This is a genomic window from Sinosporangium album (assembly GCF_900100605.1).
GTDB lineage: Bacteria > Actinomycetota > Actinomycetes > Streptosporangiales > Streptosporangiaceae > Sinosporangium > Sinosporangium album.
The window spans coordinates 26407-43386 of the sequence record NZ_FNCN01000021.1 but is presented as its reverse complement, the minus strand read 5'-3'; the positions used below and the strand labels follow the sequence as shown (position 1 = coordinate 43386).

Below are 16980 nucleotides of genomic sequence, written 5' to 3'. Positions count from 1 at the left end.
TGTTCTCGGCTGATGGGTCATCGGGGACACGGAATTATGTGCCGCCGCTGACACGAAACGGTCCTTAGGCTTATCGGCCTACCCTCCCTGCGACCATTCCAACGATCGAGTTGACCTCTGGGATGCGCAGCCGATGCGCGATCACGAGGTAGGTCATGCCGCCGAGCCCGCCCCCGGCCGCCAGGACCACGGCGGAGCTCAGCGGGGTGAGCCCGAACGCCCGGTCCACACCCCACAGCACCGCCAGAGCCACCAGCACCGCGGGCAGGGCCGCCGTGAACATGCGCGACAGCGCCGCCGCCACGACCCGGACGGAAAGCCCGCCCACCCGCCGGCTCGCCATACGCCACGCGACCGCGGCGGCCACGGTGTAGGTGACCGTGAAGGCCGCGCCAAGGCCCATTACGACGAACCCTGGCGGCAGAGTGTAGAACGCCACGAGGCTCAACCCGGCATTGATCGCGACATTCATGGCCGCGAACATCACCGGGGTGCGCGTGTCGGCGAAGCTGTAGAACACCCTCAGCAGCATCTGGAACAGCGTGAACGGCACCATCGCCAGGGCGTAGACCTGCAGGACGTTGCCGATGTAGACCGCGTCCGCCACGGTGTTCACACCGTGGGCGAACACCAGCACGGTCAGCGACGGGCCGAGCACCATCAGCAGCAGCGACGCCGGCACGATGGCCGAGCACACCAGCCGCACCCCCGACATGAACGCCTCGGAGGCGTCCGCGAGCCGCCCGTCGTGGACGAACCTGCTCATGTTCGGCAGCGTCGCCGTGATCACCGAGACCGCGATGATCCCGTAGGGGAGCTGGAACAGCTGGTACGCGATGTTGTACGCCGTGAGCCCCGCTCCGTAGGGCACGCCCTCGTCGAACGCCAGGGCGCCCGCGCCGGTCGAAAGCTTGGTCGTGACGACGAACCCGGCCTGGGTGATCGCCACATAGGCGAGGCTCCAGCCGCCGAGCCGCGCCATCTCGCCGAGGCCCGCCTCACGCAGCCCCAGCCGCGGCCGGAACGAGAACCCCGCCCGCCGCAGCGACACCACCAGCACGATCGACTGGGCCACGATGCCGGCCGTGGTGCCCAGGCCGAGCAGCGCGAGCTGGCCCGAGGTGACGTTGTCGATGTTGCTCTGGCCGTCGGTGATGTTCAGGTAGGTCACTCCGACCCCGATGACCACGATGTTGTTGAGCACCGGTGCCCACATGGGTGCGCCGAAGCGGTCCCTGGTGTTGAGGATCGCCCCGGCGAGCGCGCCCAGGCCGAAGAAGGCGATCTGCGGCAGGATCATCTGGGCGAGCACCGTGGCGGTCCGCAGCTCCTTCTCGCTCAGCTCGCTCGTGTAGAGCTGGATCAGCGGCCCGGCCAGCACCACGGCCAGCGCCGACACCGCGATCAGGGCGATCGTGGCGATCGTCAGCAGCCGCTGCTCGTAGGCCCTGCCCCCGTCGGGGTCGCTCTTCTGCCTGCGCACGATCATCGGCACCACGACGCTGCTGAGCACACCGCCGATCAGCAGGTCGAACAGGATGTAGGGGATCGTGTAGGCCACGTTGTAGGCGTCGCCCAGAGTCGCGGTGCCGATGGCCGCGGCCAGCACCGCCGTACGCAGGAAGCCCGTCAGACGCGACACCATGGTGCCCGCGGCCATGATCGCGCCTGCGCGCAGCAACCGGCTCAACCCCGTCTCCTTCCGTGCCGTGACAGCCCGTGTTCCGGGGCCGAGTGGTGAGTGGACATGCCTGACGCCCGAAGCCGCCCGCGTCAGGACCGCGCTCTGGCCTCGCTGCGCGTCTCACCGCGCGCGCCGAGTTTGGCCATGCGCTTCTGCGAGCGCCGCCGCAGCACGCGCAGCACGATGGCGGCGAGCATGACCGCCACACCGCCGCCCACGATCACCAGGGCGATGCCCGTATAGCCCGTCGTGCGCACGGTCAGCTTGACCGGCTCGCCGTACGGCTCGTCGTCGATCGTGCGGAGCTGCACCGCGACGACGGCGTCGCCGTTTCTCGGCTTGGCACGCATCGGCACCTGGATGATGCCGATGTGGTCTTTTCCGATGGTCTGCCGCCGCTCGTCGTCGTAGGCTTCGATGGTCAGCAGCTCGGGGGTCTCCGAGGTGATGTCGACGTCGATCACGACCGGGTGCCCGGTGTCGTTCTTGATGCTGATCGGCACGAAGCCGTCGTTGCCGGCCAGGGTGCGCGGACGCTCCTTGCCCGTGACCTTCACCTTGCCGATGCGGGTGTCCACGGCCGCGTCGACCTGCTTGACCAGCGTGCCGGCCATCGCCGTACGGCCCCGCCACGCCGACGAGGTGATCCGCAGCAGCGCGCGCTCGAACACCTGCTTGTCGTCGGCCGACGTGACCTGCGTGGTCAGCCCGGCCTGGTTGGTGACCTGCCGGACGGACTCGAGATATTTCTTACTGAGCTCGCCGCGCCTGTCCTGATCGGTGTAGACGAAGCCGCCCCGGGGCACGGGGGCGGCCTTGTCGGGTTTGATCGAGTCGAGCTTGACGGGCGTGACCCAGGGAAGTGAGGCGACCGTTTTGACCAGGTCGGTGATGAAAGCCGAGTCGGGGTTGGCCCACCGCCGCGCCGGCGCGGCGACGACGGCACGCGACCGGTCCTTCTGCTCGGCCGTGATCATCGCGGTTTCGGCGATGAACCGCTGCCGGTTGAGCACGGCTGCGCCCGCCGCCCCGTGCTCGGGCTCCAGCAGGGAGCTCAAGGCCTTGTCGGTGACCAGGCCCTTCACGGTGCCCGTCACGCTGTCGAGCGTGGTGGCGGCGTGCGGCGTCGCCGGAGTGGGCGCGAGGCCGCCCACCGGGGGTGTGTAGGGCACGTTGTCGGGGTTGAGCAGCACCGTGCGCACCCCGCCGACCGCCAGCACGTCCAGCGTGTCGTGGTCGATCATGCCGCCCACGGGCCAGTTGACGGATGTCTCGATCTCACGCCCCAGGATCGAGCTCGCGACCTCGTCTCCGAGCCGCAGCGCGGTGGCCGGCGCGGAGTCCAGCCCGTTGTGGGCGAGGGCGGCCACGTCGGGGTCGGCGTACGGCGTGGCGAACACGGTCTGGTCGGCGAGCGCGGTGCGGATGCCCGCGAGCCAGGACGCGGCCAGCGGCTCGGCCGGCCGGTCGCCGGTGAACTTGGAATTTTTCACCCAGTAGGGCTTGGACATGGCCTGCGCGTCGTCGAGCAGCGCCGGGTCGACAAACCACGTCACGCCCTTGGCCCCACCGGTGCCCTGGGCGATTTTGAGCAGGTCGGCCAGCCGTCCCGAGCCGTTCATCGCGCTCCGCAGCCCCTCGCTGGCGAAGTTGGCGTCGTCGGCGCGGCGCGGCTGGTCGATGACGGGGAGCGCGAAGGCCAGCCGGGTGCGCTGGACCGGGGTGTTCTTCGGCGCGTAGGTCACATAGGTGCGCTGGATCGCGAGCTGCTGCCCGACCGAGTCGACGACCTCGACCGCCATCGGGTAGACCCCGAAGGACCACATCCGCATCGCCGCGGGGGTCATCGTGAGCTCCCAGGACTGCTTGCCGCCCGGCTCCATCAGCGGGACCGTCGTCATCGCGCTGAGCGACGCCTGGTCGAAGACGCCCTGCCCGATTTGATAGCTCTCCATCTCCACGCGGCTCGTGAAGGGGCGCGACCCGTAGCGCAGGCGCACCCGCAGGTTGGAGAGCTGCGTCTGCGAGCCGTTGGCGATCGTGCCGGAGAGCTTGATCTCGGTCTGCGGCTCGCGCGGCGCGTCGGGGGTGATCGACTCCACGACGAGCTGCATCGTGTTCGCGGCCCGGGTCGAGGCGGGACCCACCGCCTTGGCGGGGCCCGCCGCGCCCATGCCTGCCGCCACCACGGCTGCCGGAGCGAGCAACGCGGTGGTGAGGAGAACGAGCGGCGCGGCCTTGCGGATCTGAGTGCCGGCCCGGGGCGGAGTACGGCGCACGCCCGCAATCGTATGGCCTTCCGCGGGGGGGCCGCGGTCAGTGGGCCACCGGCAGCGTCGTGGCCGGGCCGGGCGCGGGGGTGAGATCGACGGACTTTCCCGGCACGAGCGCGAGCAGGTCGGTGGAGCTCAACGACAGGGCCGTACGGCGTTCGCCTGTGGGAGTGTGGACCTCCGGCACCTGGCCGATGCGCTCGTCCACAAGCACCGGGAGGTCGTCGGGGAGCAGCAGCGGGCACACCAGGCCCGCGGCGTAGTCCGTCGCGGCGTTGATCGCGAAGGCCGATGCCGTACGCACCCGCTGCGCCGACAGCAGAAGGCATATCACCCCTGGGGACGGTGGCGAGGAGACCGGGCCGACCACGGCGACCGGGTTTCGGCCGGTGTGCGAGGTGACGTCGAACACGGTCACGCCGACGCACATCCCGGGTGGCACGCGCAAGGTCTCGGGTAGGTCGTCGGCACACGTCAAGGGATGAGGAAGGCGTACGATCTCATGGTGGACCTGGTGCGCGAGGAGCCAGCGGTGGATGGCAAGGGCGTCCTTCACCGATGTACCCCCCGGTTCCCCTGTGACCAGGTGGGTCCACTTTCCAGCCATAACCTGGTGATCGCGGGCGGTTCCGAGAGAATGTTCCATCTTTGGACCGCACTCACCCGCTGAGCTGGGGCTAGATCGGCAGCCAAGTTCAGTCCATGCACTTCTTCCTCATAAGTTCCACTGGGGAATTGTGTTCCGTAACCGAAGGATCTACCCAGCTTGTCTGACTCGAATCTGACCGACAGCCTGCAAACCGCCATGAACGACCTGTTCAGGAGGATTGCCCCCGCCGCCGATGAGCTGGGAAAGCTCTTCGCTGAGCGCGGCCACAGGCTCGCCCTCGTGGGCGGCTCCGTGAGAGACGTCTTCCTCGGCCGCATCGGCAACGATCTCGACCTCACGACCGACGCGCGGCCCGAGCGCGTGCTGGAGATCGTCCGCGACTGGGCCGACTCCATCTGGACGATCGGCATCGACTTCGGCACCGTCGGCGTGCGCAAGGGCAACTGGCTGCTGGAGATCACGACGTACCGCAGCGAGTCCTACGACCCGAAGTCGCGCAAGCCCGAGGTCGTCTACGGAGACACCCTTGAAGGCGACCTCGAACGCCGCGACTACGCCGTCAACGCGATGGCGGTGACGCTCCCCGAACACGAGTTCGTCGACCCCTATGGCGGCCTCACCGACCTCGCGGCCAAGGTGCTCCGCACCCCCGGGCCGCCCGAGCGCTCCTTCGACGACGACCCGCTGCGCATGCTCCGCGCCGCCCGCTTCGCGAGCCAGCTCGGGTTCACCGTCGACGCCCCCGTGGTCGAGGCCATGACCGCGATGGCCGACCGCATCGAGATCGTCTCCGCCGAGCGCATCCGCGACGAACTCGACAAGCTGATCTGCGGCGCGCACCCCAGGGAGGGCCTCGCCCTCCTCGTGGGCACCGGGCTCGCGGCCCACGTCCTGCCCGAGCTGCCCAAGCTCCGGCTGGAGATCGACGAGCACCACCGCCACAAGGACGTCTACGAGCACACCCTGATCGTGCTTGAGCAGGCGATCGACCTTGAGGAGAACGGCTGCGACCGCGTGCTGCGCTGGGCGGCCCTCCTGCACGACGTGGGCAAGCCCAAGACCCGGCGGCACGAGCCCGGCGGCAGGGTGTCCTTCCACCATCACGAGGTGGTCGGCGCCCAGATGGCCAAGAAGCGCCTGAGCGAGCTCCGCTTCCCCAAGGACGTCGTCGCCGATGTCGCCCGCCTGGTCGAGCTGCACCTGCGGTTCCACGGCTACGGCACGGGCGAGTGGACCGACTCCGCCGTGCGGCGCTACGTGCGCGACGCGGGCCACCTGCTCGACCGTCTGCACAAGCTGACCAGAGCCGACTGCACCACGCGCAACAAGCGCAAGGCGCAGGTGCTCTCGCGCATCTACGACCAGCTTGAGGAGCGCATCGCGCGGCTCGCCGAGGAGGAGGAGCTCGCCAAGCTCCGCCCCGAGCTCGACGGCAACGAGATCCAGGAGATCCTCGGCATCCCCCCGGGGCCCGCCGTCGGCCGCGCCTACAAGTTCCTCTACGACATGCGGCTCGACAAGGGCCTCATCGGCAAGGAGGCCGCGGCGCAGGCCCTGCGCGAGTGGGCCGCCGCGCGGGAGGGGTGAGGTCGGGCCCGTGAAAGGGCCTGACCTAGGGTGTGCACGTGACACCAGGGGAGATCGCCGCCTTCGACCGCGAACACGTGTGGCACCCCTATACGGCGGTGCCCGCCGCGGTGCCCGCCGAGGTGGTGGTCCGGGCCGAGGGCGTACGGCTGACGCTCGCCGACGGGCGCGAGCTCCTCGACGGAATGTCCTCCTGGTGGTCGGCCGTCCACGGCTACAACCACCCGCGGCTCAACCAGGCCGTCCGTGACCAGCTCGACGCGATGGCCCACGTCATGTTCGGCGGGCTCACCCATGAGCCCGCCGTACGGCTGGCGCGCACCCTGGTGGAGATGACCGGCCTGCCCAAGGTGTTCTTCGCCGACTCCGGGTCGGTCGCGGTCGAGGTGGCCGTCAAGATGGCGGTGCAGTATTCCGGCAGGAGCCGCCTGATGACCGTGCGCGGCGGATACCACGGCGACACCTTCGGGGTGATGGCCGTCTGCGACCCGGTCAACGGCATGCACCACCTGTACTCCGACATGCTGCCCCGGCACGTCTTCGCCGGCGAGCCGCCGCGCGAGCTGCGCGACGACTACCTCGCCGAGCTGACCGAGACGGTCGAACGGCACGCGGGCGAGCTGGCCGCGATCATCGTGGAGCCCGTGGTGCAGGGCGCCGGGGGCATGAGGTTCTACCACCCCGCTTATCTCACGCATCTGCGGAAGCTCGCCGACGAGCACGACATTCTGCTCATCGCCGATGAGATCGCCACCGGGTTCGGCCGCACCGGCGAGCTGTTCGGCTGCGACCACGCCGGGATCCGCCCGGACATCATGTGCCTCGGCAAGGCGATGACGGGCGGCTACATGACCATGGCGGCCACCCTGTGCACCGAGCGGGTGGCGAAGGGCATCGGCGTGCTGATGCACGGGCCGACCTACATGGGCAACCCGCTGGCCGCCGCCGTGGCGCAGGCGTCCCTCGACCTGCTGGCCGAACGGCCGTGGCGCGAGGAGGTCAAGGCGATCGAGGCCGCCCTGGTCGAGGGGCTGGCCACCGCAGGCGGGCTGCCCGCGGTGAAGGACGTGCGCGTGCTCGGGGCGATCGGCGTGATCGAGACCCGCGAGCCGGTGGACGTGGCGCGGGTCCAGGGCGTCGCGATGGACCACGGCGTGTGGCTCCGGCCGTTCGGGCGGCTGATCTACACCATGCCGCCCTACGCGGCCGAACCCGCCGACGTCACCCGGATCACCGGCGCGATGGTCGCCGCCGCTCAGGCGCTCTGAGCCGCCGTGACCGTCGTGCGCGCCACCATCCGGTAGACCACCCCGCCGAGCGCGTAACCCAGCCCGATGAGCCCCACCACCAGCAGGGATCTGCCGTCCGCGGGGAGCAGCAGGGCGGCGAACGCGGCCGCGGCGACGTAGACGCCGTTGAAGAGCATGTCGTAGATCGAGAACACCCGGCCCAAATAGGCGTCCTCGACGTCGCGCTGCACCACGGTGTCGGCGCAGATCTTGACGGACTGGCCGGCGAGTCCGAGCACGAAGCCCGCGACCGGCATGAGCCATTCCTGGATCGGGGAGGCCAGAGCGAACGCCAGCACCCCCGCACCGATCAGCGCGATCGGGACCCAGTTCGTCAACCCGAACCGCTCCGTGGCCCACGGCGTGATCAGCGCGGCCAGGAAGTAGCCGACGCCGGAGACCCCCAGCACCAGGGAGACGCCGGCGACCGCCGCCTCGGTGTCGGCCGGGTAGAAGTGGTAGCGGTACAGCATGATCATCATCGCTGTGCACATGCCGTACATGAAGCGGTGTGTCGACATCGCCCCGAGAGCCGCCGCGGCGGCGCGGCGGTGGGCGATGTGGCGGGCGCCGTCGATCAGGCCGCGCACCACGTTGCGGAGCGCCTCGCGCACCTGCGGGCGGCAGGGGTCGTAGGCCGGGCCGAGCAGTGAGCGCTCCATGCGTGAGGCGATGAGGGCGCTGAGGCCGAACACCACCCCCGAGATGATCATCATCGCGGCCGTGCCGCCGTGGCCGCCGCTGAGGGTCTGGCGCAGCGCGAACCCCATGCCCACCCCGACGAACGTGATGACCGTGCCCGAGGTCGGGGTGACCGCGTTGGCCACCATCAGCCGGTCCTTCGGCACCACGTGCGGGAGCGACGCGCCGAGTGCGGCGAGGAAGAACCGGTTGACCCCGAGGACGCAGAGGGCCGTGCCGTAGAACAGCACGTCGGGGGCGCCCACCACGAGCAGCCCGGCCGCGACCAGCAGCAGCGTGGCGCGGATCACGGGCGCGATGACCAGGATCTGCCTCCGCGACCACCGGTCGATGAACACCCCGGCGAACGGCCCGAGCACGGAGTAGGGCAGAAGCAGCACCGCCAGCCCCATCGCCACATCGACGGCGGAGGTCTTGGTCTCGGGGCTGAAGAACGCCATGCCCGCGACTCCGAACTGGAAGATCCCGTCGGAGAACTGGGAGACCAGCCGGGTGCCGAACAGACGCCGGAAGTCCCGGCCACGCAGGATCAGACGGAGGTCGGAGACGTAGGACACGCGGTCAGCCTACGCGCCGGGTCACGCGGTGCGGGGAAACCGTTCGGCGTTCGTGGGGGAACGTCCCAGCTTTTCGACAGGTATGAAGGGTGGGAATGAAGCTATTTAGTCACGTAACCTCGGTCGGGTGACTACTGACGAAGTTGTCGTGTTGGTCGACGGCGAGGGAAACGCGATCGGCACAGCTCCCAAGAAGTCGGTACACGGGCCGGACACCCCTCTTCACCTGGCTTTTTCGAGCTATGTCTTTGATGACGAGGGGCGGGTGCTTCTGACCCGCAGGGCCACGCACAAGCCGACCTGGCCGGGCACGTGGACGAACAGCTGCTGCGGCCACCCCCTCCCCGGCGAGCCGCTGCACCATGCGGTGACCCGCCGGCTCACCTACGAACTCGGCCTCACCGTCAGCAGCGTCGACCTGGTGCTGCCGGGCTTCTCCTACCGGGCCGTCATGGACAACGGGACCGTGGAGAACGAGATCTGCCCCGTCTACCGCGTGCATACGGATGGTCCCGCCACGCCCAACCCCGACGAGGTCGACGCGGTGAACTGGGTGCCGTGGACGCGCTTCGCACGCGAGGTCGTATCGGGCGAGATGGACATCTCCCCGTGGTGCGCGGAGCAGGTGCCGCTGCTCACCGCGCTCGGGAGCGACCCGCTGAGTTGGCCGTCGGCCGACCCCGCGGCTCTGCCGTCGGCGGCCCGGGCCGGCGCCTGACCTTGTACGGCACAAGCCCGCTTATCCCCACGGATAAGCGGGCTTGTGCCGTACGTGCGCCGTCGGCGGTGGGGCCGACGGAGACCGCGGTCAGCCGTGATCAGTCGCGGTCAATTCGTGATCAGTTTGTGATCGGTCGTGGTCAGTCGTCGCGTTCGCCGCGGATGAACGCCTCGACGGACTCGCGGGCCTCGTCGTCGGAGAACTGCACCGGAGGCGACTTCATGAAGTAGGACGACGCCGACAGGATCGGGCCGCCGATCCCGCGGTCCATAGCGATCTTGGCGGCGCGGACCGCGTCGATGATGACGCCGGCCGAGTTGGGGGAGTCCCACACCTCAAGCTTGTATTCCAGGTTGAGCGGGGTGTCGCCAAAGGAACGCCCCTCAAGCCTGACATAGGCCCACTTGCGGTCGTCCAGCCACGGCACGTGGTCGGACGGGCCGATGTGCACGTCGGCCTTGCCCATCTCGTGCGGGATCTGCGAGGTCACCGACTGCGTCTTGGAGATCTTCTTGGACTGGAGGCGCTTGCGCTCCAGCATGTTCATGAAGTCCATGTTGCCGCCGAAGTTGAGCTGGTAGGTGCGCAGCAGTTCCACACCGCGGTCCTCGAACAGCTTGGCCATGACCCGGTGGGTGATGGTGGCCCCGATCTGCGACTTGATGTCGTCGCCCACGATCGGCACTCCGGCCTCGGTGAACTTCGCCGCCCACTCGGGGTCGGAGGCGATGAACACCGGCAGCGCGTTGACAAAGGCCACCTTCGCCTCGATCGCGCACCGGGCGTAGAAACGAGCGGCCTCCTCCGAGCCGACCGGCAGGTAGGAGACCAGGACATCGGCCCCGCTGTCCTTGAGCGCCTGGACGACGTCCACGGGCGTCTCGTCGGACTCCTCGACCATCTCCCGGTAGTACTCACCGAGTCCGTCGAAGGTGTGGCCACGCTGCACGGTGACGCCCAGCGGCGGCACGTCGCAGATCTGGATCGTATTGTTCTCCGAGGCCACGATCGCCTCAGACAGGTCACGCCCGACCTTCTTGGCGTCGACGTCGAAGGCCGCGACGAACTGAACGTCACCGACGTGGTAATCGCCGAACCGCACGTGCATCAGGCCCGGCACTCGCTGCGCCGGGTCGCTGTCCTTGTAGTAGTGCACGCCCTGGACCAGCGACGCCGCGCAATTGCCAACACCGACAATGGCTACGCGCACCGAACCCATCGCACTCGCCCCTTACGTATTCGTTTCCATGGTCAGGTTCTGACCCTCATTCATGTGTCGCGGTGTGATCCGCACTCGCCGCCTCACCCCTGGGCCCGGCGGATCCGGGGGGACCCGCCTGCCCCTGCTGCCCTGTCCGCCCTGCCTGCCCTTCTTGTCCTGTCGGTCCCGTCTGAGCCGCCTGGCTCGCACCTCGCCGCTCGGTGGCGATCAGCTCATTGAGCCACCTCACCTCGCGTTCGACCCCTTCGAGGCCGTGGCGCTGCAGTTCGAGCGTGTAGCGGTCGAGCCGTTCACGCGTCCGCGCCAGCGCGGTGCGGACGCTGTCCAGGCGCTCCTCAAGGCGGCTGCGACGCCCCTCGAGGATGCGCAGGCGAACCTCGGCCTCGGTGTGGCGGAAGAAGGCGAAGTGCACACCGAAGCTCTCGTCCTCCCATGAGGAGGGCCCGGCCTGGGTGAGCAGGTCTTGAAGGCGCTCTTTGCCATCCGCGGTGAGTCGGTAGACGATCTTCGATCGCCGTCCCGTGAGCGGGGTCACACTCTCCGCGGTGGGCGGCTGCTCCTCCACGATCAGGCCGTCCGTCAGGAGCTGACGGAGGCACGGGTAGAGCGAGCCATACGAGAACGCACGGAACATGCCCAGCAGGGCATTGAGTCGTTTGCGCAGCTCGTAGCCGTGCAGTGGGGTCTCGTGCAGCGATCCGAGCACGGCAAGTTCGAGCACGTTGCTCTTCGCGCCGGTCACTCGAACCGCCCCCCTCTCGCTCCGATGTATCGGGCCGATACATCTGCAGGATACGTCGCCCCGTCATACGGCTGCAATCGACGAGATCCTCAAGGGGTTGGGAGCAATTGGTAAAAAACCGTTAGTGTGGCGCGCATGTGGTCAGAACGAGCCCTCGTCGCGGGAGCCCCCCAGATGGCTCATGATTACGTGAATTCCGGGTCTCCGCGGCGGAGGTCTGCGATCGTTGTGCCGTCGCCTGCCCCCCACAGCATCCGATGACTGACGAGGATCACGTGAGTTACAGCAACTTTGGCCCGGAGTCGGGCGGACGCCCCGAGGGCGCCGAAGGAGCCGCTCGCCCGGGAAGGCGTCGACGCTCGACCCCCGGCGGCACGCCGCGCGAACCCCAGGGGCGGCCCGGCCGTCAGTCCGCGCAGGCGGCATGGGGGTCCCCCGAGGCGCAGCCGCCCGGCCGCCCCCTCGGCAGCCCCCCGCCGCGCGCCGACGACGGCGTCCGGCAGGCCACCACCGATCCTCGCGGCAGACCGCAGGCCAGGCCGTACGGCACGGCCCAGAGCGCCTCGCCGCACGGCGGGCCGCACGGCGGCGACCGCCAGGGCAGGCGCAGGCCGGAGGCCGAGTTCGAGGACACGCAGGCCATGATGGCCGCCCAGGCGGGGAGCGGCGACAGGCCGGGACGCGGTCGCCGGGCGCGGCGCGGCGCGGACGGTCCCGTACCGCCGGGAGGGCCCGGAGAGCCGGGCGGTCCGGGAGGCCCGGGAGGCCCCGCGGCGCCCGACGACGGCGCCGAGGGGGGCAGGCAGGGCTGGAAGCGATTCATCCCCAACTGGAAGATCGTCGTGGCGAGTGCCACCGTGCTCGCCGCCGGGGTCTTCGGCATGGTGATCGTCGCCTACATCAACACCCCCGTGCCCAAGGTCGAGCAGAACGACGCCGTATCCCAGGGCAGCGTCATCTACTACGGCGACAAGAAGACCGCGATGGCCCGCATCGGCAAGCGTCGCACCCTGGTCGACTTCGACCAGATCCCCAAGCATGTGCAGGACGCCGTCATCGGCGTCGAGAACCGCGACTTCTGGACCGACTCGGGCATCGACATCAGCAGCATGTTCCGGTCGGTGTGGAGCACCCTGTCCGGGCAGCAGATGCAGGGCGGCTCGACCATCACCCAGCAGATGGCCCGCAACTACTACGAGGGGCTCAGCCAGGAGCAGACGATCGAGCGCAAGGTCAAGGAGATCTTCATCTCGGTCAAGATCAACGATGAGCTGTCCAAGGAGCAGATCCTTGCGCAGTATCTCAACACCATCTACTTCGGGCGAGGCGCCTACGGCATCCAGGCGGCGGCCCAGGCGTACTTCAACAAGAACGTCGGCAAGCTCACCGTGCAGCAGGCCGCCTACCTCGCTGGACGCATCCAGAACCCCGGCGCCTTCGACACGGCGGAGGAGAAGGGCAACCTGGCCCCGACCCAGGAGCGCTACGAGTACGCCCTGGACGGGCTCGCCCTCCTCGACCCCGCGAAATACGGCGAACTCAAGACGACACATCCGCAGGCCCCGAAGCGCATCAAGCACCGCCTGAGAAATGTCTACGGCGGCAAGGTCGGCTACATGGTCGACACGGTCCTCGCCGAACTGGAGAAGCGCGGCATACCCGAGCAGGACGTGGCGACGAAGGGCTACAAGATCTACTCGACCTTCGACAAACGACTGATGGACGCCGCGGAGACCGCGGTGCGCTCCCAGGGCAACTTCGGCAAGGACGTGACGACCAGTCTGGCCGCCGTCGATCCCAGGAACGGTCGGGTCCTCGCCTTCTACGGCGGCTCCAACTACCTCAAGGAGCAGTGGAACGAGGCGTTCATGTCGCAGAAGCAGGCGGCGTCGGCGTTCAAGCCGTACGTTCTCGCCGCCTGGCTCAACCAGGGCTACAGCCTCAACAGCTACACCCCCACCCAGGGGCCCGTGAATCTGCCCGACACGTCACCTATCGACAACGACCATTCGATGGGCAACGGCGGTGCCGACGTCATCAAGGCGACCGCGCAATCGATCAACACATCGTTCGCGAAGATGGCGGAGAAGGTCGGCCTTGAGAAGGTGGTCGACATCGCCGTCGATGCCGGACTCGATCGCAAGCGTCTTGAAGTCTCCCTGGCGAAGCACAAGTACCTGATCAGCATTGGAAGTAGCCCGGTCACCGCCATCGAGCAGGCGGGCGGCTATTCGATCTTCGCCAACAAAGGCAAGCACTACGACACGCATGTGGTCACCGAGGTGAGGGAATCCGGCGGTGTCGTCGTTAAAGAAGACACCACGTTCAAGCAGGTCATCTCGGAGGACGCCGCCGCCGACGCTACGGTGGCGCTGCAGGAGGTCGTCAAGACCGGCACTGGTAAGGGAGCTGTGCTCCCCGACCGTCCCACCGCAGGCAAGACCGGCACCAACAACGACAACAAGGAAGCGTGGTACGTCGGTTTCACCCCGCAACTCTCCACCGCGGTGGGGATGTACAAGGAAGTGCAGAAGCGCGACCCCAAGACCGGGAAAGTCACCCCGGAGGAGGTTCGGCTCAATGGCATCTCCGGTGGTTCCGTTCCCGCGGCGATCTGGAAGGTCTTCATGCAGGAGGCCATGAAGGGGCTCCCCGCCGAGCAGTTCCCCCCGCGGGCCAACGTCGGGATGGACGAGAACCTCGTGCCGAGGCCGCTGCCGAAGCCGACCCCGCCTCCGCAGGAGTGGGAGGACAACGGCGGCAACCCCTGGGATGACGGCGACCGTGGCAACCCCTGGGACGAGGGCCCCGACGACGGCGATTCCTGGGGCGACTCGGGCTCGGGTGACACCGGTGGAACGGAAGACCTCCAAATGGGCGGCAGAGCCGCCCACGATAAGGCCGTCCACGACAAGAACGATAAGAACGATAAGAACGAGACCCCGGCGGCTCGACGGCGTGATCAGTGATGTCCGTCACCGGGGATCTGGAGGAGAAGCCACGCGAACAACGCGTTTCCAGGTTTGAGGGATTCGGCGCGAACTTCGCGCCGTTCATCCCCTTCGCGTTGCTCGCCGTCCTCGGTGCGGCGCTGGCCTACCTGTGGAAGTGGCCGTGCCGCGTCGAGGGCGCGTGGAACAACGGCACGCTGCAGTTCACGAACTTCTGCTACACCGACATCTATCCCCTGTGGTGGATGGAGAAGCTCAACGAGGGCAAGATCCCCTACTTCGACTACCCCGTCGAATACCCCGTGGGCATCGGCGCGATCATGGAGTTCTTCCGCCGGCTGGTGGGCGGCTCCGCGGATCCCGCCGTGGCCTTCTACGACGTCACCGTCATCCTCATGGCCCTCTGCCTGGTCGTCGGCGTCGTCCTCATGGCCGCGCTGGCCGGGCCGGGCGGGCGGCGCGACACGCTCTGGTACGCCCTGGCCCCCTCGGTCATCCTCACCGCGTACATCAACTGGGACCTCGCCGCCGGCGCCCTCGCGCTCGGCGCGATGTACGCCTGGGCCCGCGAACGCCACGTGCTCACCGGCGTCCTGCTGGGCCTCGCCGTCGCCACCAAGTTCTACCCGCTGATGTTCATCGGCCCGCTGTTCCTGCTCACCCTGCGCACCGGCACGTGGCGGCCGTTCCTGAAGACCCTCGGCGCCGGCGCAGGCACATGGCTGGCCGTCAACCTGCCCATCATGCTGCTCGCCTTCGAAGGCTGGAAGCGGTTCTACGTCTTCAGCGACGAACGCCCCGCCGACTGGGGCTCCCTCTGGTACTTCTTCCAGCAGCGGGGCTGGCCGGTGCTCGGCGACCCGGCACTGCTCGACACGCTCGGCATCGTCTCCCTCGGCGCGCTCTGCCTGGGCATCGCCGTCCTCACGGTGTTCGCCCCCGCCAAGCCGCGGCTGATGCAGCTCGTCTTCCTGGCACTCGCGGCGTTCATGCTGACCAACAAGGTCTGGTCCCCGCAATACGTGCTGTGGCTGGTGCCGTTCGCCGTGCTCGCCCGGCCCAACTGGAAGCCGCTCGCGCTCTGGCAGCTCGCCGAATGCTGGTACTTCTTCGCGATCTGGCTCTACCTCGTGGGGCTGCAGGAAGGCAACGCCCACCTCGGCATCGCCGACACCACCTACTTCACGGCGGTCTGGGGCAGGGCCATCATGATCGTCATCATGATGGCGTTCGTCGTGCGCGACATCCTGCGCCCCGACAAGGACGGCCTCCGCGAGAATCCGTCCGACGACCGATCCGGCGGCGTCTTCGACGGCGCGCCCGACCGCCTCCCGCTCATCACAGCACGGAGCTGATACGTAACTCCCTGTGAACAACAGGGACCTACCCGCGCTGATCATCTGGATCGCCTCCCGCCTGGGCATACTGCTCACCGTGACGCTGGGGGTCGCCCTCCTCGCCGCCGGTGGCGCGTCGCCGCCCCTGCTGGAAGGGCTGCACCACTGGGACGTGCGCAAACTCGAATGGATCGCCGCCCACGGATACGGGTCGGACCCGGCGAGCCCGGCGTTCTTTCCGGGGCAGCCGCTTGCGCTGCGCGTCGTCGGCTTTGCCGTACCGAACTTGACGGTGGCGGGAGTGGTGCTGTCCTTTGTCGCGGGAGCGGTCGCCGTGGTCGCCCTGTCGCGGCTGGCCGACCGGGAGGGCGGCGAGGGCACAGGACCGGTCGCCGTTCTCGCCCTCGTGCTCGCGCCGACCGCGGTGTTCCTGTTCGTCGGCTACAGCGAGGCCCTGTTCCTCGCCTTCGCCATCCCCGCCTGGCTCGCGGCGCGGCAACGCAGGTGGATGTGGGCGGGGCTGCTCGGAGCGGGGGCGTCGTGCGTGCGCATCACGGGACTGTTCCTCGCGTTGGCGCTTATCGTCGAGTTTTTTACGGCACGGCCCCGCCGAGCAGGGGCGGAAGCCCGGACCTGGCGCGGCGCCGCGGCACCCCGCCTGTCCCGCCGGGCCGGTCGCTCGGCGGGTGGCACCCGGCTGCTGGAAAGCCCCGTGACGCGACGAGCGGGCACCGGGGGGCGGATGGGCGGCGCGGCGGGCTCCGCCGGGTCTCACAGGTCTCCCGGGTCCTCCGGCGAGCGTGACGCCGGCTGGCTGGCGGTGCCGTTCCTGCCGCTCGTCGCGTATTCCGTTTATCAGTTCGTCCGCACCGGCGACTGGCTGGCCTGGCACCACGCGCAGGAAGCCGGCTGGGGACGCCACCTGGTGTGGCCGTGGGAGTCCTTTCTCACCACCGTGCGATCCGCCTTTCTCATGGACAACAAATTCACCTGGGCGTTCCGGATGGAACTGGTCGCGGCGGCCGTCGGCCTGGCGTTTGTGCTGTGGCTGCTTTATCGGCGGAGGTGGAGCGAGTTCGTATACACCGGCTCCCAGTTGGGGGCGCTGCTCGTCTCCAGTTACTACCTGTCGATACCGCGCACACTGCTGCTCTGGTGGCCGATGTGGATCGCTCTGGCGTGCGCGTGCCGCAGGCATTCGTGGCTATTGTGGGTTTACGGTCTTGTGGCCGGGCCGCTCATGGTGGTGAACGCGCTGGCGTTTCTTCATGGCGTCTGGGCCGGTTGACCAGAGAAAATCTCGCC

The 16980-nt window shown here is 68.6% G+C and carries 12 protein-coding genes; 6 read left to right on the top strand and 6 right to left on the bottom strand.

What is annotated here, in order from left to right; translation table 11 throughout:
• Nucleotides 1–70: 70 nt before the first annotated feature.
• The 3 genes from murJ to BLQ73_RS20835 all read right to left on the bottom strand — a co-directional run bounded on the left by murJ (nt 71) and on the right by BLQ73_RS20835 (nt 4513).
• Nucleotides 71–1690, bottom strand: coding sequence for a murein biosynthesis integral membrane protein MurJ (murJ, locus tag BLQ73_RS20845; protein ID WP_093172426.1), 1620 nt, complete (start codon nt 1688–1690; stop codon nt 71–73).
• Between the two features lie 83 nt (nt 1691–1773).
• Nucleotides 1774–3963 carry a DUF6049 family protein gene (locus BLQ73_RS20840; protein WP_093172424.1) on the bottom strand — a complete coding sequence of 730 codons (2190 nt, stop codon included), beginning with the start codon at nt 3961–3963 and terminating at the stop codon, nt 1774–1776.
• A gap of 37 nt (nt 3964–4000) precedes the next feature.
• On the bottom strand, nt 4001–4513 hold the full coding sequence (locus BLQ73_RS20835; protein WP_093172422.1) for a YbaK/EbsC family protein: 513 nt from the start codon (nt 4511–4513) through the stop codon (nt 4001–4003).
• Nucleotides 4514–4762: 249 nt separating this feature from the next.
• Between BLQ73_RS20835 and BLQ73_RS20830 the strand changes: the two genes are divergently transcribed.
• Together BLQ73_RS20830 and BLQ73_RS20825 are read left to right on the top strand one after the other, a co-directional pair.
• The gene (locus BLQ73_RS20830) at nt 4763–6154 is read left to right on the top strand and encodes a CCA tRNA nucleotidyltransferase (RefSeq protein WP_093172543.1); all 1392 of its coding nucleotides are present in this window, start codon (nt 4763–4765) and stop codon (nt 6152–6154) included.
• 38 nt (nt 6155–6192) lie between these two features.
• Entirely contained in the window at nt 6193–7422 is a 1230-nt protein-coding gene (locus BLQ73_RS20825; RefSeq protein WP_176955574.1) for an adenosylmethionine--8-amino-7-oxononanoate transaminase, read from the top strand.
• Here BLQ73_RS20825 and BLQ73_RS20820 read toward each other — a convergent pair.
• Nucleotides 7410–8702 carry an MFS transporter gene (locus BLQ73_RS20820; RefSeq protein ID WP_093172420.1) on the bottom strand — a complete coding sequence of 431 codons (1293 nt, stop codon included), beginning with the start codon at nt 8700–8702 and terminating at the stop codon, nt 7410–7412. The two genes, BLQ73_RS20825 and BLQ73_RS20820, sit on opposite strands and share 13 nt — an antisense overlap.
• A 127-nt stretch (nt 8703–8829) precedes the next feature.
• On the opposite strand from BLQ73_RS20820, the gene idi reads away from it, so the two are divergent.
• The gene (gene idi / locus BLQ73_RS20815) at nt 8830–9420 is read left to right on the top strand and encodes an isopentenyl-diphosphate Delta-isomerase (RefSeq protein ID WP_093172418.1); all 591 of its coding nucleotides are present in this window, start codon (nt 8830–8832) and stop codon (nt 9418–9420) included.
• A 142-nt stretch (nt 9421–9562) separates the two neighbouring features.
• Here idi and BLQ73_RS20810 read toward each other — a convergent pair whose 3' ends face one another.
• Complete coding sequence (locus tag BLQ73_RS20810) at nt 9563–10642, bottom strand: inositol-3-phosphate synthase (RefSeq protein WP_093172416.1); 1080 nt, start codon at nt 10640–10642, stop codon at nt 9563–9565.
• A gap of 46 nt (nt 10643–10688) precedes the next feature.
• Nucleotides 10689–11387 carry a helix-turn-helix transcriptional regulator gene (locus BLQ73_RS20805; RefSeq protein WP_245691226.1) on the bottom strand — a complete coding sequence of 233 codons (699 nt, stop codon included), beginning with the start codon at nt 11385–11387 and terminating at the stop codon, nt 10689–10691.
• Nucleotides 11388–11662: 275 nt separating this feature from the next.
• Between BLQ73_RS20805 and BLQ73_RS20800 the strand changes: the two genes are divergently transcribed.
• The 3 genes from BLQ73_RS20800 to BLQ73_RS20790 are packed head-to-tail and all read left to right on the top strand — an operon-like array spanning nt 11663 to nt 16963.
• Nucleotides 11663–14356 carry a transglycosylase domain-containing protein gene (locus BLQ73_RS20800; RefSeq protein WP_093172414.1) on the top strand — a complete coding sequence of 898 codons (2694 nt, stop codon included), beginning with the start codon at nt 11663–11665 and terminating at the stop codon, nt 14354–14356.
• Complete coding sequence (locus BLQ73_RS20795; protein ID WP_143020359.1) at nt 14356–15693, top strand: glycosyltransferase family 87 protein; 1338 nt, start codon at nt 14356–14358, stop codon at nt 15691–15693. Before BLQ73_RS20800 ends, BLQ73_RS20795 begins: the two co-directional genes overlap by 1 nt.
• A gap of 13 nt (nt 15694–15706) precedes the next feature.
• Nucleotides 15707–16963: a mannosyltransferase family protein gene (locus BLQ73_RS20790; RefSeq protein WP_093172412.1), complete on the top strand. Its 1257-nt coding sequence runs from the start codon at nt 15707–15709 to the stop codon at nt 16961–16963.
• Nucleotides 16964–16980: the final 17 nt, after the last annotated feature.

Bases quoted from the DNA above. Each gene is read 5' to 3' on its own strand.
- BLQ73_RS20795 (WP_143020359.1), top strand. From the start codon at position 14,356: ATGTCCGTCACCGGGGATCTGGAGGAGAAGCCACGCGAACAACGCGTT.
- BLQ73_RS20830 (WP_093172543.1), top strand. From the start codon at position 4,763: ATGAACGACCTGTTCAGGAGGATTGCCCCCGCCGCCGATGAGCTGGGA.
- BLQ73_RS20810 (WP_093172416.1), bottom strand. From the start codon at position 10,642: ATGGGTTCGGTGCGCGTAGCCATTGTCGGTGTTGGCAATTGCGCGGCG.